Origin of the sequence: Klebsiella sp. B345 (genome assembly GCF_051131735.1) — a bacterium.
Classification (GTDB): Bacteria; Pseudomonadota; Gammaproteobacteria; order Enterobacterales; family Enterobacteriaceae; genus Klebsiella.
On record NZ_CP180443.1, the window covers coordinates 5,169,587 to 5,193,842 of the forward strand.

Annotated in this window: 27 protein-coding genes; 12 read left to right on the forward strand and 15 right to left on the reverse strand. The window is 50.4% G+C overall.

Annotated elements, in window-relative coordinates; genetic code table 11:
• Positions 1-9 precede the first annotated feature (9 nt).
• The 5 genes from fecC to fecI form a co-directional block, all read right to left on the reverse strand.
• Positions 10-1,008: an iron-dicitrate ABC transporter permease FecC gene (fecC, locus tag ACMYSO_RS24245; RefSeq protein WP_434668585.1), complete on the reverse strand. Its 999-nt coding sequence runs from the start codon at positions 1,006-1,008 to the stop codon at positions 10-12.
• Entirely contained in the window at positions 1,005-1,907 is a 903-nt protein-coding gene (locus tag ACMYSO_RS24250; protein ID WP_434668586.1) for a Fe(3+) dicitrate ABC transporter substrate-binding protein FecB, read from the reverse strand. The genes fecC and ACMYSO_RS24250 overlap by 4 nt, the downstream gene beginning before the upstream one ends.
• 92 nt (positions 1,908-1,999) lie before the next feature.
• Positions 2,000-4,330 (reverse strand): TonB-dependent Fe(3+) dicitrate receptor FecA, encoded by a 2,331-nt coding sequence (gene fecA, locus ACMYSO_RS24255; RefSeq protein WP_434668587.1) that lies wholly within the window; start codon positions 4,328-4,330, stop codon positions 2,000-2,002.
• Between the two features lie 98 nt (positions 4,331-4,428).
• The gene (gene fecR / locus ACMYSO_RS24260) at positions 4,429-5,376 is read right to left on the reverse strand and encodes a ferric citrate uptake sigma factor regulator FecR (RefSeq protein ID WP_434668588.1); all 948 of its coding nucleotides are present in this window, start codon (positions 5,374-5,376) and stop codon (positions 4,429-4,431) included.
• Positions 5,373-5,894, reverse strand: coding sequence for a ferric citrate uptake sigma factor FecI (gene fecI / locus ACMYSO_RS24265; RefSeq protein ID WP_434668589.1), 522 nt, complete (start codon positions 5,892-5,894; stop codon positions 5,373-5,375). Before fecI ends, fecR begins: the two co-directional genes overlap by 4 nt.
• 791 nt (positions 5,895-6,685) lie before the next feature.
• Between fecI and lpxP the strand changes: the two genes are divergently transcribed.
• The 3 genes from lpxP to ACMYSO_RS24280 all read left to right on the forward strand — a co-directional run bounded on the left by lpxP (position 6,686) and on the right by ACMYSO_RS24280 (position 8,720).
• Complete coding sequence (gene lpxP / locus ACMYSO_RS24270; RefSeq protein WP_434585338.1) at positions 6,686-7,600, forward strand: kdo(2)-lipid IV(A) palmitoleoyltransferase; 915 nt, start codon at positions 6,686-6,688, stop codon at positions 7,598-7,600.
• Positions 7,601-7,691: 91 nt separating this feature from the next.
• Complete coding sequence (leuE, locus tag ACMYSO_RS24275) at positions 7,692-8,330, forward strand: leucine efflux protein LeuE (RefSeq protein ID WP_434668590.1); 639 nt, start codon at positions 7,692-7,694, stop codon at positions 8,328-8,330.
• Positions 8,331-8,456: 126 nt separating this feature from the next.
• Positions 8,457-8,720 (forward strand): DUF2534 family protein, encoded by a 264-nt coding sequence (locus tag ACMYSO_RS24280; protein ID WP_434585336.1) that lies wholly within the window; start codon positions 8,457-8,459, stop codon positions 8,718-8,720.
• A gap of 71 nt (positions 8,721-8,791) precedes the next feature.
• On the opposite strand, the gene ACMYSO_RS24285 is transcribed toward ACMYSO_RS24280, so the two are convergent.
• The 5 genes from ACMYSO_RS24285 to ACMYSO_RS24305 all read right to left on the reverse strand — a co-directional run bounded on the left by ACMYSO_RS24285 (position 8,792) and on the right by ACMYSO_RS24305 (position 12,016).
• The gene (locus tag ACMYSO_RS24285; RefSeq protein WP_227540094.1) at positions 8,792-8,914 is read right to left on the reverse strand and encodes a hypothetical protein; all 123 of its coding nucleotides are present in this window, start codon (positions 8,912-8,914) and stop codon (positions 8,792-8,794) included.
• 205 nt (positions 8,915-9,119) lie between these two features.
• A complete protein-coding gene (locus ACMYSO_RS24290) occupies positions 9,120-9,221 on the reverse strand; it encodes a YoaK family small membrane protein (protein ID WP_123755447.1) in 102 nt (33 codons plus the stop codon).
• Positions 9,222-9,336: 115 nt separating this feature from the next.
• Positions 9,337-10,350, reverse strand: a complete 1,014-nt coding sequence (locus ACMYSO_RS24295; protein ID WP_434668591.1) for a sensor domain-containing diguanylate cyclase — start codon at positions 10,348-10,350, stop codon at positions 9,337-9,339.
• A 267-nt stretch (positions 10,351-10,617) separates the two neighbouring features.
• Positions 10,618-11,601 (reverse strand): phage integrase, encoded by a 984-nt coding sequence (locus tag ACMYSO_RS24300; RefSeq protein WP_024359508.1) that lies wholly within the window; start codon positions 11,599-11,601, stop codon positions 10,618-10,620.
• 115 nt (positions 11,602-11,716) lie between these two features.
• Positions 11,717-12,016: a helix-turn-helix domain-containing protein gene (locus tag ACMYSO_RS24305; protein ID WP_094898250.1), complete on the reverse strand. Its 300-nt coding sequence runs from the start codon at positions 12,014-12,016 to the stop codon at positions 11,717-11,719.
• Positions 12,017-12,137: 121 nt separating this feature from the next.
• Between ACMYSO_RS24305 and ACMYSO_RS24310 the strand changes: the two genes are divergently transcribed.
• The 9 genes from ACMYSO_RS24310 (at position 12,138) to ACMYSO_RS24350 (ending at position 17,756) form a co-directional block, all read left to right on the forward strand.
• Complete coding sequence (locus tag ACMYSO_RS24310) at positions 12,138-12,416, forward strand: regulatory phage cox family protein (protein ID WP_160183639.1); 279 nt, start codon at positions 12,138-12,140, stop codon at positions 12,414-12,416.
• Positions 12,417-12,436: 20 nt separating this feature from the next.
• Positions 12,437-12,655, forward strand: a complete 219-nt coding sequence (locus ACMYSO_RS24315) for a hypothetical protein (RefSeq protein ID WP_004131515.1) — start codon at positions 12,437-12,439, stop codon at positions 12,653-12,655.
• Positions 12,656-12,670: 15 nt separating this feature from the next.
• A complete protein-coding gene (locus ACMYSO_RS24320; protein WP_004131517.1) occupies positions 12,671-13,048 on the forward strand; it encodes a hypothetical protein in 378 nt (125 codons plus the stop codon).
• A 15-nt stretch (positions 13,049-13,063) separates the two neighbouring features.
• Positions 13,064-13,336, forward strand: a complete 273-nt coding sequence (locus ACMYSO_RS24325; RefSeq protein WP_434668592.1) for a hypothetical protein — start codon at positions 13,064-13,066, stop codon at positions 13,334-13,336.
• A gap of 68 nt (positions 13,337-13,404) precedes the next feature.
• Positions 13,405-13,629: a hypothetical protein gene (locus ACMYSO_RS24330; RefSeq protein ID WP_434668593.1), complete on the forward strand. Its 225-nt coding sequence runs from the start codon at positions 13,405-13,407 to the stop codon at positions 13,627-13,629.
• A gap of 8 nt (positions 13,630-13,637) precedes the next feature.
• Positions 13,638-14,192, forward strand: coding sequence for a 3'-5' exonuclease (locus ACMYSO_RS24335; protein ID WP_434668594.1), 555 nt, complete (start codon positions 13,638-13,640; stop codon positions 14,190-14,192).
• Positions 14,193-14,200: 8 nt separating this feature from the next.
• Positions 14,201-14,428, forward strand: a complete 228-nt coding sequence (locus ACMYSO_RS24340; protein ID WP_423202343.1) for a ParE family toxin-like protein — start codon at positions 14,201-14,203, stop codon at positions 14,426-14,428.
• Positions 14,425-15,387: a Dam family site-specific DNA-(adenine-N6)-methyltransferase gene (locus tag ACMYSO_RS24345; protein ID WP_434668595.1), complete on the forward strand. Its 963-nt coding sequence runs from the start codon at positions 14,425-14,427 to the stop codon at positions 15,385-15,387. Before ACMYSO_RS24340 ends, ACMYSO_RS24345 begins: the two co-directional genes overlap by 4 nt.
• Before the next feature lie 17 nt (positions 15,388-15,404).
• A complete protein-coding gene (locus tag ACMYSO_RS24350; protein ID WP_434668596.1) occupies positions 15,405-17,756 on the forward strand; it encodes a replication endonuclease in 2,352 nt (783 codons plus the stop codon).
• 287 nt (positions 17,757-18,043) lie between these two features.
• Here ACMYSO_RS24350 and ACMYSO_RS24355 read toward each other — a convergent pair whose 3' ends face one another.
• From ACMYSO_RS24355 to ACMYSO_RS24375, 5 genes are all read right to left on the reverse strand, one after another.
• Positions 18,044-18,418, reverse strand: coding sequence for a hypothetical protein (locus tag ACMYSO_RS24355; protein ID WP_434668597.1), 375 nt, complete (start codon positions 18,416-18,418; stop codon positions 18,044-18,046).
• On the reverse strand, positions 18,418-19,668 hold the full coding sequence (locus ACMYSO_RS24360) for a hypothetical protein (RefSeq protein ID WP_155032192.1): 1,251 nt from the start codon (positions 19,666-19,668) through the stop codon (positions 18,418-18,420). Before ACMYSO_RS24360 ends, ACMYSO_RS24355 begins: the two co-directional genes overlap by 1 nt.
• 313 nt (positions 19,669-19,981) lie before the next feature.
• Positions 19,982-20,755, reverse strand: coding sequence for a hypothetical protein (locus ACMYSO_RS24365; protein WP_434668598.1), 774 nt, complete (start codon positions 20,753-20,755; stop codon positions 19,982-19,984).
• 658 nt (positions 20,756-21,413) lie between these two features.
• Positions 21,414-22,466: a phage portal protein gene (locus tag ACMYSO_RS24370; protein WP_434668599.1), complete on the reverse strand. Its 1,053-nt coding sequence runs from the start codon at positions 22,464-22,466 to the stop codon at positions 21,414-21,416.
• Positions 22,467-22,468: 2 nt separating this feature from the next.
• On the reverse strand, positions 22,469-24,196 hold the full coding sequence (locus tag ACMYSO_RS24375; RefSeq protein ID WP_434668600.1) for a terminase large subunit domain-containing protein: 1,728 nt from the start codon (positions 24,194-24,196) through the stop codon (positions 22,469-22,471).
• Positions 24,197-24,256: the final 60 nt, after the last annotated feature.

Here is a 24,256-nt window from a genome sequence, read left to right on the forward strand (position 1 = left end):
GTCGTCGTTTCATCCCCGCCTCCTGACCAGCCAGACAAAGCAGGGTGCGCCAGCCAGCGCCAGCACTACCCCTGCCGGTAGTTCGCCGGGCCAGGCCAGGGCGCGGGCAACCACATCGGCCAGCAGCATAAACATCGCCCCGAGCACAGCGCTCATCGGAAGCAGCACCCGGTGATCGTGACCGACCCACAGGCGGGCCAGGTGCGGTATCAGCAGGCCAATAAACGCCACCGGGCCGGCAACGCTCACGCAGGCACCGGTCAACAGCAGCACCGCCGCGTGAATGAGCAGCCGCAGACGCGGAAGATTTATGCCCAGCGAATGGGCGGCGGTATCGCTGACGTTGAGCAAGTTCAATGAATGGGCGAAGAGGCAGACCAGCGGAATAATCAGCAGTGCAAAGGGAAACATCTGCCAGAATTCCGCCCAGCGCACATGCGATACGCCCCCGGCCAGCCAGTATAAAATGCCGTAGGCATGATCTTCTGACAGCAGGAGTGTGATGCGGGTCAGCGCCATACATAGCGCCGACAGTGCGATCCCGGCCAGAATCAGGCGGTTGCGATCCAGCTCATGACGCCAGCCGCCACCGGCGGTCATCACCAGCAGCCAGCTGACACCTCCGCCGCAGGCCGCAATAAATGCCAGCGAATAGCCGGCCAATGGCACCGGGCTGAGTGCGCTGGTCAGGGACATCGCCAGCGCTGCGCCGCTATTAATACCGAGCAGCGACGGCGAGGCCATTGGGTTGTGGGTTAGCGTTTGCAGCAGGGTGCCGCACAGCGCCAGGCTTCCACCCAGCAACAGCGCGACCAGGCTGCGCGGCAGCCGAATATTCAACACCAGCGCCTGGGGCAGGGAGGGTGAATCGGGAGCGAGTAGCGCGCGCAGCGCATCCTGCGGCGTAATCGGGATCGCGGAATAGCAAAACAGGCTCAGCCAGAACAGGCCGGCCAGTATCAGTAGCGGCGCAAGCCAACTCAACAGGGCACCACGAGAAAGCTTCATTGCTGCACGTCAACCGCCTGGTGGTGAACAATTTTTACTATGTCGCTGGCAATGCGTTCGGCGGCAAAAATGCCGCGCATCCGCGCCCAGCTGTTGCTGTCCACGGCGACGACCTGATGCAGTTGCTGCGCCTGTAGCATTTGCCACAGCGGGTCCTGCTGCCATTTACGCACGATGCTTTCCGCCCGATAGTGGGCCACCAACAGCCACTGCGGGTTAATCGCCAGCAGTTGCTCGAGGTTAATGGTGGTCATCGGTGCGCCGTTGATGGCCTGTGGGACGTTTAGCCCCAGCGCAACCAGCACGCTACCGGTATAGGTGTCGCGGGAGTGCAGCGTAAACTGCTGCTCGCGGGAGGTGCCAAACAGGACGTTTGCCCCCGCCGGTAGCTGGCGAGCAAAATCGGCCATCCGCTGATGGTGCAGCGTCAGACGCTGGGCCATGGCTGCGTCTTTACCAATCACCTTACCGATAATGGCGGCTGCATGCAGGTTCTCTTCGTAGGTTTCATTGCGGGATTTCAGCAACAGCACCGGGGCAATTTGCCGCAGCGCGTCATAGATGCCGCGGTGGCGGCTGCTGTCGGCAATGATCAGGTCCGGGCGCAGGGCGCTGATGGCTTCCAGCGAGGGCTGCGCGCGTGTGCCGACCGACTGCCACGTTTTCAGGTGCGCACGGACTTCCGGCAAAATACGCGACGGGTCGTTATCATCGGCAATGCCGACGGGGGAGACATCCACCGCCGCCAGCGCATCGGCGAAGGAGAGCTCCAGCACCACGATACGCTGAGGCACATTATTGAAGGTTACGGTTCCATGTTCATCCTGAACCGTGACGGCAAAAACCGGGCCGCTGAACACCAGCAGCATGGCGATGAAAAGACGCAAAACGTACGGCATAGGTGCTCCTGTAAATGACAAGGCCCGGCGGAAGCCGGGCAAGCAAAAAACCGCCCGCAGCGCCGTAATATCACGGCGCCGCGGGCGGTGGGTCAGAACTTCATTGACCCCTGCAGATACACCGTGCGCGGCTGACCGGCATAAATGCCTTTGTTGTTATCGTCGTAAGAGCGGGTGTAATAGTCGTGATCGAAGAGGTTTTTCACCCCCAGCGCGAGGTTGAGATTTGCCATCTGTGGGCCAAAATCGTAGCCGACGCGCGCGCCCCACAGCATATAGCCGGGGATCCGCCCGGTGCTGCCGTCGGCGCTCTCTTCCACGGTATTGGCGTTATCCGCATACTGGCTGGACTGGAACTCGCTATTGAGGTTGAAGGTCCAGTGGCCCGGTTGGTAGTCCACACCGAGAGTCCCTTTATGCTTCGGTGAGAACGGTACCTGGTTGCCGTAGGTGTCGCCCTTTTCCCGGATGACGGCGTTGACGTAGGCGTAGCTAGCGTAGACCGACAGGTTTTCCAGACGCGGGTTGAGATCCCCAAGATCGTAGCGCGTCTGGGTTTCCAGGCCGCTGTGTCGGGTTTTGCCGCGGGCGGTTACGGTATCGTTGGTCTGGTTGGAGTCATACTGATTATTAAAGTTAATCAGGAACAGCCCCATTTCGGCGCTTAACGCGCCGTTGTCGTAGCGGGTACCGAGCTCCCAGGTGCGGGCTTTTTCCGGCTCCACATTGCCGCTTTGCACAGCCTTGCCAATTTGGCTGTACTGTACGGTTCCGAACGATCCTTCTGTGTTGGCATAGAGATTCCAGCTGTCGTTGAGGTGATACAGCACGTTCAGGGCCGGCAGCGGTGCGTTGTAGCTGACCTGCTCGTGAGTACCTTTCAGGTTATTGTCCTGGTAGGATTCGATGTGTTCAAAGCGCATACCAGGGGTGATGGTCCAGTTGCCAATATCAACACGATCGTCGATGTACCAGGCGTGCGCCTCGGTGCCGGAACGCGTATCGCGATCGTACGGGCTGGCGGTGGTCGGCAGTTCGCCACTGGCGGTAGTGGTGTAGTAGCGCATTTCGTGAGTGGCTTCATTCACGTAGCGGTAACCAACGCCGACTTCATGGGCGGAAGGGCCAATCATAAAGCTCTGGCTGTAGCGTGGCTCGATGCCGCGTACCCAGTATTCGCGCGGGGAGAGGGTGGTACGCTTTCCTTGCTCCAGATAGCCGCTGCGCAGGGTGTGGGTGTAGAAACCCTGAATATTAAATTTATGCTGGGCATCCGGCTGATACTGATAGCCGAGACTGGCGAGCTGACGGCGGCCCCAGAAACGGTCATAAGGGCGAGTGGACTGCCAGCGGTCGGCGTTATAGTCGGCGCGGGAGAGGCCGCCGGGCATATCCGCTTCGCCGTCGTAGTATTGCAGCAGGCTGTTAAAGGTATGCACCTCGTTTGGTGCATATTTGCTTTTCAGCATCACGTCATCGATGCGGGTGGCGCTGTGTTCGCGCCAGTCGCTGCCGCGGGTGCCGGAATAAAGCAGGGCACTGCCGAAACCGTTATCCGCGGTGCCGCCGATCATCAGGTTGTGCGTCTCCTTCGGATTGTTTTGCGAAGAGGTCGGGCTGAGCTGACCTTCAACACCGGCCTCCATACCAAAATCCTGTGGAATGGCGCGGGTCACGAAGTTCACCACGCCACCGACGCTCTGCGGCCCGTAGCGCACCGCGCCGCCGCCGCGTACCACATCGATAGCATCCATGTTACCGAGCGACACCGGGGCCAGCGACAGCTGCGGCTGGCCGTAAGGGGCGAACGGAACCGGAATACCGTCCATCAGTACCGTGGAGCGGCTGGCAAGGCGCGGGTTGAGCCCACGAATACCAAAGTTCATCGCCAGATCGTGGCTGCCGGTACCGTTGTTTTCCGGGGCGTTAACGCCAGGGATGCGGTTCAGCACCTCGCGCATGGTGGTGGCACCGGTTTTGGCGAAATCTTCCCGACGGATAACGTCGCGGGCGCCGGCGTGTTCAAACACATCATTTTCCCGGGCGTCGCCCAGCCAGTCGCCGACCACCGTCAGCGTCGATTCCGTGCTGACAGGCGCGGGCTCGAGGGTCCAGGCATTATTGCCCAACGATTTCAGCTGCAGGCCGCTGCCGTCGAGCAGGGTTTGCAGACCGTCTTCGACGTCATAGCTGCCGTGCAGTCCGTTGCTGTGTTTTCCTCGCGTCAGGTTGGCATCTGCCGATAAGGCGATGCCACTGCGCGCGGCGTATTGGCTCAGTGCGTTGTCTAAATCCCCGGCGGCAATGTCAAACTGGGCGGCGGCAAATGCTGGTGCCACGGTCAGCGCCGCGAGCGGCAGCAAGCTTAAACGGATGGCCATCACCAGAGGCATCGGTTTGCGTAAAACGCGGAAAGGCGTCATGTGTTCTCCATGATCGTTTTTGGTTGTCTTCATCTGTTAAGTCGTACGAGAAGATGAAAAGGGACAATGGAGAATGAGAATTTTTTGTATTTTTTTTCTCAGGCGGCGATAACGGTGACCCAGTAGCGGGTGGCGAACTGCAGTTTCACCGGGAGCGTTTGGGCGATGATGTGCAAAATCGCGTCGGTATTACCCAGTGGGAAGGTGCCGCTCAGCCGTAAATCGCCGACCGCAGGATCGCAGCGTAGAATGCCGGGCCGATAGCGCGAGAGAGTGGCAATAACTTCGCGTAGCGGCCGGTCGCGGAAGCTGAGCACTCCTTCAGTCCAGCTCTCTTCGCTGTGGTTTACCGGCTGCAGAGGGGAGAAACTCTCGCGGGTAAAGTGCAGGCTTTCACCGGCGTGGATAATGGTGTTCAGGCCGTTGGGCAAGACAACCTCTACCGCGTGCTGCTGCACCGTCAGGCGTGTTTCAGCGGAAAACTGGCGGACGATAAACTCGGTCCCCAGAGCGGTGAGTAAACCATCGCGAGTCTGCACGCGAAACGGTCGCTGCTGTTTATCGTGCGCGGTGGTAATGGCAATTTCGCCGTAGCGCAACTGGACCAGACGCTGGCTGGCGTCAAAGCGGACGTCGGCGGCGCTGTCGGTATTCAGCGTGAGCAAGGTGCCATCATCGAGGGTATGGCGCAGCGGCATGCCTTTGGCTGTACGGTAATCCGCACGGAACCCGGTGGCCAGCTCGCTGTTCCAGATCTGCCAGCCGCTGCCGCCGGCAATCAGCAGCATCACACCTTTTAGTACCTGACGGCGGGTCAGGCGACTGTCGTTGAGGGTGCGGCTGGCAAGCGTGCCGGGCAGTTGTCCCATCTGCTGGCGCAGATTTTCCACCTGTTGCCACGCCCACTGGTGGTCGCGATCCTGTTCATACCACTGCTGCCAGCGCGCCTCCTGCTGAGGATTGGCCCGGCCATCGCTCAACACCGCGTACCACTGTGAAGCTGAACGTAGCGCCTGACGACGGGACTCGGTTAATGACGTGTTCACAGGCCATTCTCCAGGCGGAAAAGCAGGCAGTGTTCGGTTGCTCTGGCGATATATTTTTTGATAGAGCTGACGGAGACTCCCAGCCGAACCGCAATCTCAGCGTAGGTCAGGCCTTCAAGCTGCGACAGCAAAAAAGCCTCGCGGGCTTTGCTGCTCAGACCATCGAGCATGGCATCGATCTGTTGCAAGGTTTCCAGCTGGCTTTGTTGTAATTCCGGGGAAGGGGCCAGCTCTTCAGGTAACTGGGCCATCATCTCCAGCCAGGCGCGTTCCAGTGCGTTACGGCGGAACAGATCGATCATCACCCGTTTAGCCACGGTACAGAGGAAGGATTTTGGATCGCGGATAGTGGCGAGCGCATCGCCACCCATTACGCGTAAGAATGTATCCTGCGCAACGTCGTCAGCATCATGGGCAGATTGCAGCTTCCGGGTAAGCCAGGTTTTCAGCCAACCGTGATGGGCCTGGTAAAGCGACGCAAGCGTCAAAGGTGTGCTGGTGGCGGAAAGCTGAGACATGACCGGGTTCGAAGCAAGTTATCAATAAGGTTTATGTTAATATGAGAATGGTTCTCATTACAATTGAAATGCAGCTAAAATGGCGCTAACGGGCAATAATTTCAATAAGTGATTGTTGCGATTGATGAATTGTCTCGCATTCGGTGTATCAGACCATGAAGGGCAGCGTCAGCAGGGCATCATCACTGGTTTAGGGTAAAGAACGATAATTATTCGTTATAATCGAGTAACGGAACGTTTATTTAGTGAGAGTAAAAAGCATTAGCAAAATTTATAAAATTGAGGGGATTCTTATTTCATAGATAAAAAAGGAATGAAAAGGTTATGCAACATGTAATGTTCGAATGTTATTATTGACGGCAATAATGAACCACTATTTTTATCAAGCGAATGCCGGCAGCCTTTATTGTTTTAAAAAACGTACACATCGATAGCGCTGACGGCAGGTGCTGACCATCATTTAGCCAGTGATGGCGGGGGCTGTAGCAGGGAACAGTCACTGTAGACATTTGTTTGATTTAATAATGTGCAATCAGCTTAACAGTATAATTAGCGTAAAAAGTATTCCCACGGTAAATAATTGTAATCAACGCTTCTTTTTTATTTTACATTCTGTTACAGTTGTGGCGTTATTATGCTTTTTTCACGCCAGCGGCGTTTTTTACTTGCCCGAGTGAATTTAGCCGGATTACTATTGTCAAAGTTGCTATACGTACCGCCTAACGACTGATGAAGGGACTTCGTTTTTTCCTTAAGCGTTACCCCATTTATAGACGTTTACAGGAAAAATCATGCCTTGCGCTTTTAATAAAAGTCTACTGCACCCTCGCAACTGGGGGACCTGGTTTGGCCTCGCCATACTCTGGTTAATCGTGCAATTACCCTATCCACTTCTTCATACTATTGGTACCAGCGCGGGTAAGGCCTCACGCCGTTTTCTCAAGCGTCGGGAGCATATTGCCCGGCGTAACCTGGAACTGTGCTTCCCGGACATGTCCGCCGAAGCGCGGGAAAAAATGATTGAACAGAACTTCATGTCGCTGGGTATGGGGCTTATCGAAACCGGCATGGCCTGGTTCTGGAGCGACGAGCGGGTTAAAAAATGGTTTGACGTTGAAGGCTTCGAGAATCTTAGCAAGGCGCTGAGTGCCGGGCAGGGCGTGATGGTGGTTGGCGTGCATTTTATGTCGCTGGAACTTGGCGGTCGCACTATGGGCCTGTGTCGGCCAATGATGGCGACCTATCGTCCGCACAACAGCCCGCTGATGGAGTGGGTACAGACCCGCGGACGGCTGCGTTCGAATAAAGCGATGATCGATCGTCGTAATTTATCTGGCCTGGTGCATGCGCTGAAAGCCGGTGAAGCGGTGTGGTTTGCCCCCGATCAAGACTACGGCCCGAAAGGCAGCGTGTTTGCTCCGTTCTTCTCTGTCCCTCAGGCGGCTACCACTAACGGTACCTATGTGCTCTCTCGTCTGTCAGGGGCGAAGATGCTGAGCATCAGCATGGTGCGCAAAGCCGACAGAAAAGGCTACACCTTATATATCAGTGATGTGCTGAACGATTATCCTGGTGAAGATAAGCAGGATGCCGCCAGCTATATCAATAAAGTCATCGAAAAAGAGATTCTGCGCGCACCGGAGCAGTATCTGTGGGTGCACCGCCGTTTCAAAACACGTCCGCTGGGTGAAGGTTCACTCTACTAATTCGACAAGCACCGTAAGCGCTTTCAAAATCGCAGCAGTTGCGTTAACGTGAGCGCGATCATGTTTTTTGTTGAAAGCGAAGGAGTGCAGCGTGTTCGCTGAGTTTGGTGTACTGAATTATTTGACCTACCTGGTCGGGGCTATTTTTATCATCCTGGTTCCCGGCCCTAATACCTTTTTTGTCCTGAAAACCGGTATTGCTCACGGCGTTAAAAAAGGTTACCTGGCGGCAGCCGGGGTGTTCATCGGTGATGCGGTGCTGATGCTGCTGGCTTTTGCCGGTGTCGCGACGCTCATTAAGACCACTCCGGTGTTATTTAACATCGTTCGTTATCTGGGCGCGATTTACCTGCTATGGCTTGGTGGTAAAATGCTGTACGCCGTGCTAACCCAGCGGGACGGACATGCTGACACCAGTGCCGAACCGGGGAGCGCGATCCTGAAACGGTCGCTGACATTGAGCCTGACCAATCCGAAAGCCATCCTCTTTTATGTCTCGTTTTTCGTGCAGTTTATTGACGTAAGCGCGAAAACGCCGGGACTGGCGTTCTTTATTCTGGCGCTGACGCTGGAGATCATTAGCTTTATGTATATGAGCTTCCTGATCCTCTCCGGTTCGTTCGTGACGCGCTATGTGAAAACGAAAACCAAGCTGGCTAAAATCGGTAACAGTCTGATTGGCCTTGTTTTCGTCGGTTTTGCCGCGCGACTGGCAACCCTGCAATCCTGAACCGCTGGCCGGTAATCATTCCGGCCAGGCAGTGGTAATCACTGCGATGTAACAAAATCCCTTCAGTTTTTATTGCATTGGTGTTACATATACAGCCGATTATCGGTCAGTGAAAAGGGAACCCGGATGATTCTGCAAAAACTCATCAGCAATAAAAACAGCAAGAAATTTTTCTTGTCGGTAGGGATTGTGTTTGCCATCGCGCTTACCGTGGTAGGGCGCGCAACGTTCGGCGGCGTGGTCAGCGAATACAATATGCCGTATTCGGAATGGACAGTGTCGATGTTCTTCCTGCAAGGAGCGATGGTGACCGTTTACAGCACCGTGTTCACGCTGCTGTTTTCTATTCCACTAGGGTTCTTCTTTTTAGGTTCCGATCGTCAGGACTGATCGTCAGTTGCTATAAAACGGGGCGAACCGACGTTCGCCCAGTGTGATCCTTCGCTCGCCTAATCCCTCAATTACCACCCGCGGCCGTCATAATGATGGTGGTGGCGCCCGTGATGATAGCCATCATGCACGATACAACCCGATAACAGCGTGCATAGCGTAAGTAGCAACGTTAACACGATCGGTTTTTTCATTTCTCACTTCTCCACTGGTCCACCGTCCGCGGGCAAAGGGCCTGCGGAATCGGCTGATGAAGTGAGTGTATAGCGTTAAGTTATTGAGTGGATAAGACAACTCTGCAATTTCAGCTGGGTAAAAAATACGATTACCACCAGCCGAACTGCACGCCAGCCAGCGCAATAATGGCGACGATAAGCATAATAATGGTGCTTTTTTTCATCACGCGCCTCCCGGCGACGCGTAACCGCCGACAAAAAACCAACCGAGAAAAATAACGGCGACGATAAAGATGGCCACCGGGAAAAGAATACCCAATCTCATTGTGTTACCCCTGGGGCTAAACATGGTGCCCGCGATAAAAGAACCCATTACATATGCAGCTTGAAGTATGACGGATATAAAGCCTCGCTATCATACCGGATATTACCCGACTGTTTTAATCAAGATGCAGAAAGGTTTCTTTGCGACGGGATTTTTTATCCTGATACATGGCATCATCGGCGGCACGTAACGCGCTTTCGACATCCTGGTTTTGAGGATTGACGTCAATGACGCCAAAGCTCGCCCCTGGGTAGTTAATCCGGTGGCCAGCGAGATGATACACCCCGCTTAACGCCTGGCGCAAAGTGGCGACGAAGGCCTGCTGTTGCGCGGCGTCCCGCTCTGCACCTACCACTAAAAATTCATCGCCGCCAAGCCTTCCCACCAGATCGCCAGGCTCAAGGTGAGCAGTTAAGCGTTCGCCAATCTGAATCAAGAAACTGTCGCCGCACTGATGACCGAAGCGATCGTTAATCGCTTTAAAATCGTCAAGATCGATAAAGACCATCAGGATATTGCGCTGCTGCTCACGTGCACGGGGAAATATCGACGTCAGGTGTTTAAACAGCGCGCGACGGTTTGCCAGTCCCGTAAGTTCATCGGTGTAAGAGTGCATTTCTAACGCGATGTTGGCCGTACGCAGTTGGTCGACCAGCGTCTCTTTCTCAATATAGTGAGAGATTAAATTCGCAAACAGTCCCATGACCTGCTCTCCCTCAAGGTTGTAGGGCTGTTTATCACGGCTGGTTGCGCACAGCGTACCGTATAGCGAGCCATCGGCGAGGCGCACGGGGATGCTGAAAAAGGTCATGATCCCCAGATCCTGAGCGGCAATACATGAACGCCAGCGGTGGTTGACATCATTGCTGAACTGGCAGTTATCGTCGATGGCCCGTTTGCACAATGAATCATTCCACGGCACGGAAAACCCTTCCGGGATCTGCATGACGCTGCTGTTATGCGCATACAGAATAAGCTGACGCTGTGCTTCAAAATCAATACGAGTCAGATAAGTCGACTCCATTCTGGTCACCAGCTCCAGCATCTCAAGCAGCTGCCGAACTAATAATTCAAGTGAATGTTCGTTGGCGAGTGTTTGCGAAACACGAGCAAGAATAAAATCTGACATGAATGTACGGCTCCCGATCGCGAGTGGAGACAACCCAGCAGATCCAGCTGGGGACGGCTACCCACGAAAAGTAAACATAGATACATCAAATTTAACACATTAATTCAGGGAATACCTGCGATCGCAGCGGGGAAAAAAAAGCCCCGTCGGGTGCGTTGGAAACACCCGGAACAAGGGGCTTTCAACGGTACAATGCGGGGTTGCGCGGCACGCAAGACCATTGAAAGCCATAACTAATTACCCATCTGTGGACATTATGTGGACGTTTCACACATCAGCGCTACCTCTCAGCGGGTTAAGCGAGATCGCGTCCTGGAGGTATTCGGGCGCAAAGTGAGCGTAGGCCATAGTTTGCTCAATTCGTGCATGCCCAAGGATCCTCTGTAACGTAATAATGCTTCCCCCATTAATCATAAAGTGCGTCGCGAAACTGTGGCGTAGTGCATGCGTCGCCTGGCCGGTCGGAAGATCAGGTTTTACTTCCCTGAGTATCTGTCTGAAGTCAGAATAAGACGCCTTACCAAATAACAACCCTCGCTTACCATCCGCTATGAGTTTTGCCACTTCCGCTGAAACTGGAACAGTCCGCTGCTTGTTACTCTTGGTTTTAACGAACGTCACACGGTTCTGTATGATGTTTTCTGCCTTGAGTCGAGCCGCTTCACCCCAACGAGCACCTGTACTCAAACAGAGAACGGCTATCTTCTTGTTGTCGCCATCCAGTCTAAAGAGCAAGTGCTTGATTTCGTCCTCTGTCAGATAGCCAGTTTCGGGGACTTCTTCTTTCAACTTCTTCCTGCCCCTGATCGGATGTTCACCCGAAAACAACTCGGCCTCGATTAGCGCTGTGAACATGCCACTGATGCTGTTTAGGTCACGGTTAATGGTAGAAGCTTTAATGCCCTGACTTCTTCTTGCCGCGTAATACTGACTAATCAGCGCTTTCGTAATCTGAAAAGCACAAGGATCGTCGGTAATCCTGCAAAAAATATCTAACTTGTTGCGGTTTATCCTACCGTGCTCCTCATGCTTGCCTTTCAAATTCCACCAAAGCTGTATCAGTTCAGACAGATGCCGCTTATCCGTCGGTTTTGATAACCATTCTTTGGTGTGATGGTTGAACTGAGTATGCTTCTCGAAAGCTACCGCTTCACTTTTCTTATCAAACTTCCTGCGGATACGCTTTCCATTGCGACCAGCAGGCCTGATGTCCACTTCATATCGACCATCATCGAGTTTCTTAATAGTCATAAGAAAACCCTCCGATGGGTGCGTTTGCCTTTAGGCCTCAACGCGTTGCAATTATGTGATGAATACTTTTCGACCAATAATAGACATTTGAAATGTATGTAGGACTGGTTAATTGTTAACCAATCTTTTGGTCTGAGTGCTGCGAGGTTGTTAAGTCTTGCCCAAAGTGTGCGAGTGCCGGTGCGATTTGACCGGCTTCAGGCGAAACCTGATCGGTCATGAACCACAGTGTGTATTTAGTAAATTGAGGTATTTGCAGAATCTTCATCATTACGTCGGTTGGTGGGGTTGAGCGTCCGCTTTCGTAATAACTTAAAGTCCCATAAGGAATTCCTGTTAGATCAGCTAGTTGCTGTCTACTTAGATACTCAGACTTTCTTATTAAGACGATTTTCTCGTTTAACGCGTTTGACATGGTGTTTAGATCTCAATAGTATGGTGTTTAGATGTAAACAGTTAAGTGTTTAGTATTGAACACTAAAGCCAACTATAAGCCATTAAGAGCAATCCATGAACCGAATAACGAGGAAATGTTAATGGTAAAGCAAATCACAAGCACGACCGATGCGGTTCCTTATCAGGAATTTGCCAGACTCATCGGGAAAACGCCGGCTGCGGTAAGAGGAATGATCGAGAAAGGGAAGCTTCCTGTAATCGAGATGACCGATCCCCTGTCTACTTCTGGCCGTGCGGGCGAGTACTGGGTTTACCTTCCAGCCTGGAACAACGGCATGAAACTGGCCTACGAAAGTCGTCCAAAGGAGATCAGGGAAGGGTGGTTGATGTGGCTTGGTCTCGGTGAGTCAGGTCGATAGCCGGTTTCAGGGGAGGAAACATGAAGAACGGTAGCCGCGGATCAGTATCACAACTCAATAGCAAAACCAGCCTCTACTGTGGTTTTACTATTCTGAAACTCCCACGCAAAAAACCGTACAACCGCCAGCGCTATCAAATTACGCACACAGGCCATTATTACGGCATTGACTTTGCTTTATCAGAAGCATGCCGAACGATTGACAGAATCATGAGTAAAAAGCGGTTTATTGCTTTTTAATCTCTGGGGGCGAAAATGAAACTCGAATATGCAGACAAAATTAACTCGCTTTTACAATGCTTCCATTTCAATAAAGAGTTTCTGGAATGGAATCATGATTACTCTCTCCAGCTTTTACGTCATGGCGTATCCCACCTTTATCATTTCGCAATGCTTCAAGGCGAGAATGATGAATGCACCCTTGAAGAACTCCGCAACATCATTATTTCCGTCACCGATGGTGAGATCCCTAAACCATATGACCTGCTATCTCTTGGCGCTGAGCAACTGAAGAGGGCTATGACGTTTGTTCAGCCGCAAGCGGTAACCGTAGAGGTTACACCGGAGATCCTGGAACACCTGAAACTGGGAGCTAGAGCCTCCTGGCGGCTGGAGCCCCCTCGCTTTAACTGATCATCGGAGTACGCCATGTTCACCGAAGAAAAAACATCTTGGGAACAGGAAATGCTGATACGCGAGGCGATAGAAAATGCTGAGCAGGGTTTCACTGTCCACCTGAGAAATGGTGCGCGTATTACAGTCAGCTCTAACAGCCCATCAATTGATATAATTATTTACGGTCTGGAGAAAGCAATTCGCGGTAATCACGAACGCGCGCGGATGACCTTTATTGATTTCATGTATTACTGGCATGAAAGGTTATTCAAGCAGATAAAAAGAAAACCGCGCCCTAACCACTAATTAACCAGCGTTAAAAATAACGGCATTCACTTTGCCGGGGATTCGTTTTGCCTTTTTCAGGAGGTTGCATGTCGGTTACGTCGATAAAGCTAGAGGGCGGAATAAGCGATCCGGAGTTTATGGGAATCAGCACCAATGCGCGCAAAGGCGAGCGCACCCACTTGCTCGGATTGCTGCGCATCCGCATGGGCCTGCTGAAAGAACAAGGCCTTACCCCCGAAGAGATTTATTCAGCACTAGAGCAGTGGATAGCCAACCACGAAATAACCATCAGCGAGGGCAGTAAAACATGAATCACTTAATGATCGATTTGATTAACGTCAATAAGAAACCGTCATCACCTCTGTGTGCCATCGAAGCTGTGTTTTTTGAACCCTCAACAGGGCAGATCGGAAAGGTTTTTTATTCTTCGATAGACATTCGCAAATCTGAAAGCTTGAAGGGCCGTATCAGCATTAGTACGGCATTCGACTGGATGAAAAAAGACTCTCACTGGCGCGCCGAAGTGATGAGCGCAACTGAAGCTGAAGAAGATGTACTTTGCAGCCTTGCTGCTTTCATCGCCGATAAGACCTGTCCCCGGAACGCGGCGTTATTCGTATGGTTCAAAGATACCCCGGAAAAACTGGTTTCACTTCGTTATGCCGTGGATCGCTCAGGGGTATCAGGCATCTTTCCTGACGGCACAAAATACCGCTGCATTCGTTCACTTCTCGACCTTGCTGCTGCCACAGACTATGCGCCTCATGCGAGAAGCGCTCTTGCACGTTACACGCTCACTGACGCGCGATATCAAGCGGAGCAGGTCTGCGAAATCTGGCAGCGCTTGACCTCTCCACACATTGGATCCCTGTGAGGGCCGCCATGCATTCGCACCTATCCGTTGCTTGTAACGCACCATTGCCGGTTTGTAAGAGAGCGCTTGCCGCCCTGAATTGCTTTGCTCGTGGACAGCGTAATTACACCCGCGTCAAGCCACACGCCTACCTCGTGATCCGCATTGGCCTGCGTTGGCGTTTGCTCAGCAAAAACGGTGGTAAGCAGTGGCGACTGATGACCCATGAAACCTATAACCAGGAATGCCGCAAATGATTAAGTCACCGATTAAATGGGCAGGCGGCAAAGCCCGCGTGATGCCGGAACTGCTAAAGCATCTACCTAAAGCTGATTGCCTGATTGAGCCATTTGTTGGCAGCGGTACCGTATTTATGAATACGGATTACCGTCGGTATGTTCTATGCGACAGCAACTTAGCATTGATCAACTTTTTCGACGTATTAACTAGATTTACCGAAGAGCTAATAAGAAGCACTCGAATGTACTTTCTGGACGGAAATTTCTGCGAGGACTATTACGCTTGTCGCGATGGTTTCAATTTCATTAGCAAAAACCGCCTGGCTGCAACAGGAACGGTGCGCAAGGTACAGTGGGCAGCTATGTTTCTTTACCTTAATCGCCACGGTTTTAACGGGCTTTATCGTGTTAATCAGAAGGGAGAATTTAACGTTCCGTTTGGAAGGAATGCAGCCCCATATTTTCCTGAAAAAGAAATGCGCCTGTTTGCCGAAAAGGCCAATGACACAAAAGCTATTTTCATGCATAGCGATTTTCGCCTTTCAATTCGTGCCGCCAGATATTCTAGCAATGACGCTGTCATTTATTGCGATCCACCATATATCCCGGCCAGTAAAACCGCCAATTTCACCGCATACGGCAAGCCGTTCACCCTGGACGATCATCGAGCTCTGGTTGCAACCCTGCTCGATGCCCATCGCCAGCGCGGCAACCACTCAGTTATCTCAAACAGTGATACCCCCGAAACCCGTGATATCTATTCCGCTTTCAATCTCCACTCACTTAGCGTCCGCCGTTTTATCAGTGCCAAAAATCGCGATATGGCCGGTGAAGTGATTGGCGTACTTGGCGTGTGTGGTGGTTGCGGTCGTTTTGGTGGTGGAGGTTGCCCGGACTGTGGGGCGGTGATGGGTGATGCGACATATGCCGAAATGTTTGGCGCGCCGGCTTGTTGTGGCGTTGACCTGGCAAAATAAGATAACGACGGTGAGCTATGCCTGATTCCACAGTCCTGGCATGGAGCTGGAATGCCCCGCGACGGGCTATTAATCCAAGCGACGCCGAAGAGCCTGCAATTGAGTATCTCACCCCTAAAGGCGAGCGTAAGGCGCTCGTCTATAGCGATCTTGTTGATGTTGCTTATCGGGTACCATTGCGACCTCGCGATAACGAGGCGCGCAAGGCATTTGAACGAGCAAGGCTCGCCCGTCACTTGCGTCGCCGCGTCCAGGCTCTCCCCGCATTTATCCGCAAGCGTTTTTCAATGCATCTGGAAACTCTGGACCGCAGGGATCCGAAAGAGGCTGTACGCTGGTTATTCAACACGTTTGAGCGCCATGTATTGCGTCGTGTTGATGCGGTAAACGCACAATATCTGCCGCAAAGTAATCTGCCTGCAATTCTCTTTCCGCTACGTGATGATTTTCATCTGCTGCCTTGGGCTGATAAAAAGCGCCTGAAACGACTGGCCTATAGGCTCGCCAATTTAATGAAAAGCGAGTTTATGCGTGAGTTTGATTTTCGGTACGAGAAAACCGCCGATGTGGAGTTTTCCACGATCTACGCTTACGGCGCAATTGCCAGCAAAGCGACCTCACTCAACATTGCGATCCCCGGCTGGAAACAGTACTGCGATGAAGTACTGACAGCAGAAGATGCATTGCGTGTTATTGCCAGGCTTCAAAAGGAAAAGTGGTGGCTGGGTAAGCTCCGCAAAATCCATGACCGCTGGCGCGAGCACCTCATGATCGCCACTAGCCATGTCAGCAAAGTGGCATCACCCTATTGCTCTGAACCTTGCCTCAGGGAGTGGATAGCTCAAAAGAAAGCCAATTTTGAATACCTTCAGGCAATGGAGCTGGAAGACCAGGACACTGGCGAGCGTAGCTCCTTGCTCGATAAGGTCATGGGCAGCGTTTCCAACCCGAAGATCGCCCGTCATGAATTGATGGTGCGCATGCGTGGCTTTGAGGATATGGCTAACGAGATGGGACTGGTTGGCATGTTCTACACATTGACCGCACCGTCACGTTATCACGCCACGCATGTGCATTCAGGCAAGCGTAACGATAAATACTGCAACGCCAGCCCACGCAAAACTCAAAAGTACCTTTGTAACGTCTGGTCGCGTGTCCGCGCCAAATGGGGGAGGGAAGGCATCCGCACATTTGGTTTTCGTGTCGCAGAGCCACATCACGACGGAACACCACACTGGCACCTGCTGTTATTTCTCCGCCCTGAAGAGGTGGAACTTGCCACTGATATTTTTCATGAGTACGCCCTCCAAGAGGATGGAAACGAACGCGGCGCGGCTGAGTATCGTTTTACTGCCAAACCAATTGATGAAGAGTTTGGATCGGCAACGGGATACATCGCGAAGTACATCTCAAAAAATATCGACGGTTATGGAATGGATGGCGAGTTTGATCACGAGTCAGGCAAGCCCGTTAAAGAGATGGCAAAGCGCGTGCGGGCGTGGGCTTCGCGCTGGAGTATTCGCCAATTCCAGCAGATTGGCGGCGCGCCTGTATCCACCTGGCGGGAGCTGCGGCGGCTAGGAAGTCGTGAGCTTGTCTTGCACCCGGAACTTGAAGCTGCCCGCGCTGCAGCTGATGCGCCCGACTGGCCGGGATACATCAATGCCCAGGGCGGCCCGTTTGTAACCCGTGATTGCCTGCGCGTGCGCCTCAATTACGAATACACCGAAAACGGCAATGATTATGGTGACACAGTCTCCAAAATCACCGGCATCTATTGTCCTTTTACGATCAGTGAAGCGGTCATTTATACCCGTACCAACGATTACAAAATTGTACCGAAGCGTAAGCCATCGCCGGTCGAGAATTTGACCTTAGAAGGCCGCGACGCGGCCCCTTGGAGTTCTGTCAATAACTGTACGGGGCGCTCCGTTTCGACTGAAAAACCATCGTCAGAATTGGCGGTACCAGATGACAAAACAGCGCCAGGCGACAGTTCAGTGACAGAAGTTCCGCTGAATATCGAGGGTTTGAGGAGATGTTCACGCCAGCAACGGCAGGAGATTATCAGCAGGCTGAAAAAATCCAGCCGTGAAAGCTCTGATCAAGCCTTTGTGCGCATAGCGCGCGACCTGCGCGCATCAATTGATGACGAAGCCGCGCTGACGTGGGGCCCAAAAGTCACTGCTGCGAAAGATATGAGCCTGACAGTGGAAGAAGCAGAGCAGCGCTGGCGCGGGCAGCTACAGCAAGAGGCGGAACGACGGGCAGACAACTATGCCGCTGCGGTTTCGGAGTACCAAAAGAAAAAATCAGAGGCAGCATTGCTTCAGCAAAACTACACGGCAGCGATCCAACTCAAAAAATAGCACCCTGGCAGAGCAGGGTGCTATGTTCAAAGAAAGTTAAGTACGGACTCAATATCATCTCCCTGGAAAGTTATCCGTCCTGATTCTGTTAACTCATAAAGTTTCCCATTTATTTCAAAAATGGCGCTATCTACTTTTGCGATTGTTTTCATATAATTTTCAGTATAAAAATGATATAAATCATCTGTTGAGTTTAATTTTGTTTTGGCATGGGTTTGAGTATCATATAGAATATTGCTAAGCGTAGCGCTTTAGCTTCCCTTTTCGTATGTGTTTAATACTTTCTATTATGTTTTTAAATCTAACTTTAGCTGGCTTACGTGACAGCCCTCAGGAATTAGACTGCGAATAATATCAGAAGCGTATTTTATATTTCGCGGGGGGTTCAAGAATATTATTGAATTGTTAGAGTTATATCTTAGGATAAAGAAAAATTTGTAATATGTTACTTCTTGAATAGTACTAAAATCACCTATCGGTGTTTCAATTTGTCGCTCAATAGTGTTTTTTTCAACATATTGAACTTTGCAATAATCAGTAAAATCATCGTGGATGACAAATCCAAATCCATCATTGTCATTATAGCTTTTTGAGTTAACCTTACTAAGAGCGAAGTCTCTCATTAGGCATTCATCAGTGTGAAAGACCTTGACTTTTATCATTATTCAGCCTCCGGTTCTTCTTCTAACGTTTTAATCGGCGTTGATGTTTGCTTTGCCAGTTCTTCTATAATTAAATCATTTGCATTAAATATTCTATCCTCTAATGATTTTATAATCAAATCAAACTCATGAGGTTCGATTTTTTCCTTGTCATCCCCTGAGTATGAATACTGCTTATGAAGTATTCTTATTTTAATTTCACGACAGAAATGTTTGTCCTCGAACCCAATTTCAAAAGTAACAATTGGATTGTTATTTAGTAAAGTAACACGTGACTTCCATCTTATAAAGCTTCTATAGAAACCCTCATCACACAACTCCTCAATCTGCTTGGCATCAACTAATGAATGTCCATCATAAGATGCATTATTAAGTCTAAATACTCGGTTATGTTCATCTTTTCTATTTTCCTCACTTTTACTTATCATTCCTTGCGAGCTATCACCTTCATCACCTTCATCACCTTCATCTCCTTCAAAATCTGAGTTTAAATCCGAAGAAGGGGTACTCAGATCATCTGCATCATCTTCAAATATTGTTTTTATTCTGCTTAGTCTAACTTTCTCAAGACCAAAGTAATTAAAACCATCGAGTGTAGATCTGTTGTCAAAGTCGTAGAGATGTTTGGCGAACATATTTCTCAGTTTCTGGTCTGAAATATGTGCAAGATCGATGTGCTGTATGTTTATTGTGTCTAAAACCTTAACCTTGTAATAGTTAAGTATATCATTGAGGATACTTTTTATTTTCTTAGTTTGAGTGAATCGTACGGATGTGAAATTCTTGGACTTAATAAAGCTTATCTTTCCACCATTTAATTTTTTTTGTTGAAATTTACCTCGTCTAAAATCGTATTCAGTATACTTAACTTCGATGGTATATATTCCTAGGCCGCCGCTGTGAGTGATAATTTCTTCTTTATATTTGTTGTTCCTTTCTGATTTAACGGTCTCTACTACTTCATATAGATTGTTAACATCGAAGCCTTCGTAAACACGCAATATTGAATATATTTCATGGTTCGTATTTGTTGCCAGTCGATCCTGAATTGATACAATGTGAGAATATGAGAACGGGAGTTCAGACACTTTTTCTATCAGTACATCTCTTTCAAGATTTGATGCAAACAAAACACCACGATTAAACGCAATTTCACGGATGGAATTATCTGATAGCTTAATTTTATTCGATTGCAGGGCTGTATATATGTCACTATCAGTTGAGAATATTGTTGCTTGATACTTATTCATTTAGACTCTCCAGAAAAATCACAAATTTTCTTAACATCTTTGCTGGTTACTCTAAATGGGAATATACTAGAGGTTACCATGTCGATCGAAATATTATGTAATTGCTCTCTTAGTCGATTCAATTTATCAAGTGTAAAAGAATAAATCCTGGAATAAGTTGTAATTGCATCTCTTAAAAATTGAGATGAAGAGGAACTAAAAGGTGTAACAATGAAAATCTTATCAAACTGGTTTAATAATTGATAGTTAAATATATATTCAATTAAGAAAACAAATTGTTCCTCTTTGGTTATCACTTCTTTCCAATAAATATTTAATATTTTTTTGTGATTTTAGCGCCATTCTGGTCGCGGACGAAATCATGATTGTATTGGAAGAAAATCATTCCTGATGTAAGCATTTCAAGAGTTGCTGGTAATAGCCTGTCTTTAGACGCAAATTTGTTATGTTTGTCAGGATAAAAAAATCCACAACTATCCCATGGGGGAATTTTCTCCCATAGTATTTCGGCCAACTGCCCATTATAATCTTCATAATTTCTTCGCTTCGCAATATCTTCAGTCACGCTTAATAGAAATCTGATTGTAACTGGGTCTAAAATAAAGAGATAAGAATTAGTTGGAAATTTTAGATCTGAATTTAGAATATTTGAAATCTTATCAAGCAACTCCTTGTCGTACTCATTGTCATGGTTATATATGAAAAGCATTCCATGTACTTGAAATTTATCTGTGATCTCATTCAGAAATAGACCTTTCCACTCAGAGTTTCTTACGCTGCAATCTACCTGTTGGGCTAAGCTTTTTATTGTAGATTGTATTTTTCCATATTGAGAGTCTGTTATGGTCTTATTTGAATAAGACTTAAGATCTGTCTGAATGTATTGATATATATCACTATATGGATCTTTATAGAAAAAAACCACATCGGTAGGGTGTGTTTTTTCTTTTTGATTATGCTTGAGGTGCGAGTCTAAACAACACGGCCAATTGAGATCAGTGTGTTTGCTCATCTCCCATTTTAGTTCCCTAAATATCTTACTGGAAATAATACCAGCTACAGCATCAATATTCTTAGTTTCAGCCACGATAGATAACCCCCATTTGTGTATGGTTCATACATCTTTACACTATCATCTATAAATTTCCACATACTGAAAAGATAATCCATCATTTTCCTATTGAATGTTTTTAACTGTATGATATTAAATGATTTGTTTGATGTTGAATCTACTCTATTACGTTCGGTAATCTAACATTCATATTGGACATGAGGGTCTGACCATTACTTGAAAGAGGGCAATACAAGATCAACTGCTCGCACGGAGCTGACCTTATCAGATATTTGTCTGTCAGCCTTATGTGAGGAGCAGGCGTTGTACAACAACGCAAAAATTTGCACAATTTTTTTGATGTGCTCTACCCCTTTAACCCTGCATGATATGTGGTCTGGGGCTGGTTTTGTGCATGTACGAAAAACAACAGGATATCTGCGCGCAGGTGACGGGGGGCAAGCCCCCGCAAGCGGGTCAGGATAGGGAGGGTGGCAGAACACGCATTTTCACGGTTTCTGCGTCACGGTGAGCGGTCGTTTTGGGTGGAGGCATGCCTCGCGCAGGAAAAAAGCAGCGATGCGTAGAGGGCAACTGATGCGGGATTTTTTAAAGCAGAAAAGATGAGGCCAGCGAAAACGCTGGCCTGCTATAAATGGCTGATGTTGTTTAAAGAAACTGACTTATCTGGCGGTTATTTCTCAGGGGAAAGCAACGCATAGGGATTGAAGCGGATCACTTCTTCACCCGCCCACTCATTAACCACCTTCAGCGCTTCCATTACGGGCGTCAGCTCGTTGATAGCGTATACCCGGGCGGCTTTCTCGATATCCCCAAATGATCCGTTTCCCTCTGGCATGGCGCCCATCAGCTGCGGCGGGATACGGTGCGCTGCGAGTATGTCGTCCCGGGTGGCGTTCTTAATGTTGATAAACTCATCTTTCGCCGTGATCTGCTGGAAGGGGAGGATTTGCACGCCATCCTTGCCGCCGCCTGGCGCATGCAGCAGCAGGTTTTTAAACGCGCCTTGACCCCGCGCACCGGTTAGTGTCTCCTTGACCGCCTTCATGCTTTTATCGTCAACCTGCCCCGCACCGATATAGACGATACATCCCGCGTGGGAGCCGTTGTCGTAGTAGAGCTTGCGGAACATGTCAGCGGAGTGAGCCAGACTGGTCGCCAGCAGCGCTGCCATATATTCCGGCATGCCGTAGACCTCCTGATTAATGTCCGGATTCAGAACGTGACACACTGAACCCGGTTTAAACGAATGTTCCTCTTTCCAGCGCCTGATGAACCAGTATTGATCGAGATCTGTGCTCCCGCGCCGGGTGTACTTTGCCAGTGAATGCCGGAAGGGAAGCGGTCCGCCCAGGCGATTGCGCGGCAGTTCAAGGTAGGCATTGCCAAACGTGAACCAGTCCAGTGCAAACGCGGAAAAGGTCTGGCGATTGAGCAGCTTGTGCGGGATAAAGCAGCCGGTCAGCACATTACGTTTGAAGTACAGGGCAGACTCATGCCAGGCGCTCTGGCGTGGCGCTTTAGCCAAACCATAAAAATCTACCGGTGTTTCATAGTATCGCCCGTTATCCAGGCAATAAAGATTGTCCAGCAGGTCGGCCATATCACGCACGGGATAGGGGCCGTCAAAGCTGAACGCTGTCAGCGCCGGATCGGCCTTCAGTGACTCCGCAATGTCAGAACCGGAGGTGCTGGTTACCGGTTTTTTACTGTATTTCTTTTTCACTGTTACCACCCCATCGCGAAACCACCGCCGCCACTTTCCTGGCCCAGCGGTTCATTAATAATCGAAAGCATGGTTGCCCACGCCATATCACCATGGCTCACTCCGCGTGACCGGTCCGTCTCGTACGTCATGAAACCACCGGGCGTAACGACTTTGCGAACGGCGTTAAAGGCTCTGACCAGACCCTGCTCGCTGCGGTCATATTCCCAGCGTCCGGCGCGTATTAACTGCAGCATTTTAAGGACCAGGGCGCGCTTGGATGAGAGGCTCATCTGGTAGCAAATAGCCGCCGGGAACCAGTTTTTAACAATCTGCCAGACCGCCTCGCCGATGCCTTGCCCGTCAATGGCAATGTGGGTGACGTTGTAGCGTTCCGCCGCCTCCTTGATCACTGCCGCCTGCTGCTCAAATTCAAGGCCTCGCAGCTGCTGAATTTCAATCGTGCGAAACCGCCCTCCGGCCACCAGGGGAGGGACAGTGACGGACAGGGCGCCGGCATCGCCATTGCCACTGCCGCCGTTGGCGTCATAACCCAGCCAGACTTCACGCAGGCCCATGGGGCGCCCAGCGAAAGGTTTCCAGTCCGGCCAGTCGTCGTACCCGTCAACGCCGCAACCCAGCAACTGACTCAGGTTGAACGCGCTTTCGCCGTCTTTGACGAACTCGCACATGTAGAGGTTTTCAAATTCATCAGGGCTGTTTTCATCTCTGATCTCGTCAATGTCGGTATAGTCCCAGCCGTTGTTGATGGCGTCCTGAATAGTGACGATCTGCCGCCACGTTTTGTCCGGGTAAAGCACGCCGCTATGGGTTTTCTTCCAGGTCACATCGAAATCAACACGCTGCGCTTTAGGCCGCTTCGCATTCCAACGGTCACCGGTCCAGAACTGATAGGCTTCATGGCTTTCACTGGAGGGGGTGGAGAAGTAGGTGCGCGTTAATCCCTTCAGCGTCGCCATGGCCCCGGCGACCTTACGCAGGTTGATAAAGTTACCGGTCCAGAAAAACTCATCAAATCGCAGGTGGCCGGTGTAAGACTGCGCGGTTGCTGCTGACGTCCCGAGAAAGTGCAGCTCTGCGCCGTTTGACAGGGTAATTTGCTCACCGCCTTTAAGCTCAACATCCACCTCTTCAGCCGCTTTACGGATAAAGTTTCGGAACTGAAGCGCCTGTTTACGGGATGCTGAAAGGAAGATTTGGTTGCGCTGATAGTCGTGCTTAACATCAGTCCTCAATGCACCCAGCAGCGCCTCGCGGGCAAAGTACCAGGTCGCCCCAATCTGGCGCGATTTGAGGATCATTCGGTTACGCATATCGCGTTGCTCATACCAACCGCGCTGATGCCAGGCGAGAGAGTCGATGATTTTTGTGCGCAGCGCTTCTATCTGTTCGTCGGTGAAATGGTTTTTCTTCTTGCGACGACTGGTTTTATTAACGCCAGAGAGGGTGGTGCTCTGCCCGGTATCCAGCTTTTTTAACTGCCGGGTTAACAGATCGATCTCTTTGAAATCGCCACCGGTTTTATTGTCCTTTGCACTTAACTGGCAGAGACGGGTGTCAATGGATTGCGTGACCCGTTTGATCGGTGTCGTCTCGTCCCACTCATCACGCTTTTTCCACGAATAAACCGTGTTCGGGTTGATACCCATCAGCCGGGATATTTCGGCGGGCGGATACCCCTGCCAGTAGAGCTGCTTAGCCCGCAATCGAATAAACGCATCCTGAATCATTCACACCCCCTTTTGAGCAGGGAGATTACCCGCGCGCGATCACGGCGGCGCGGGGTTTCA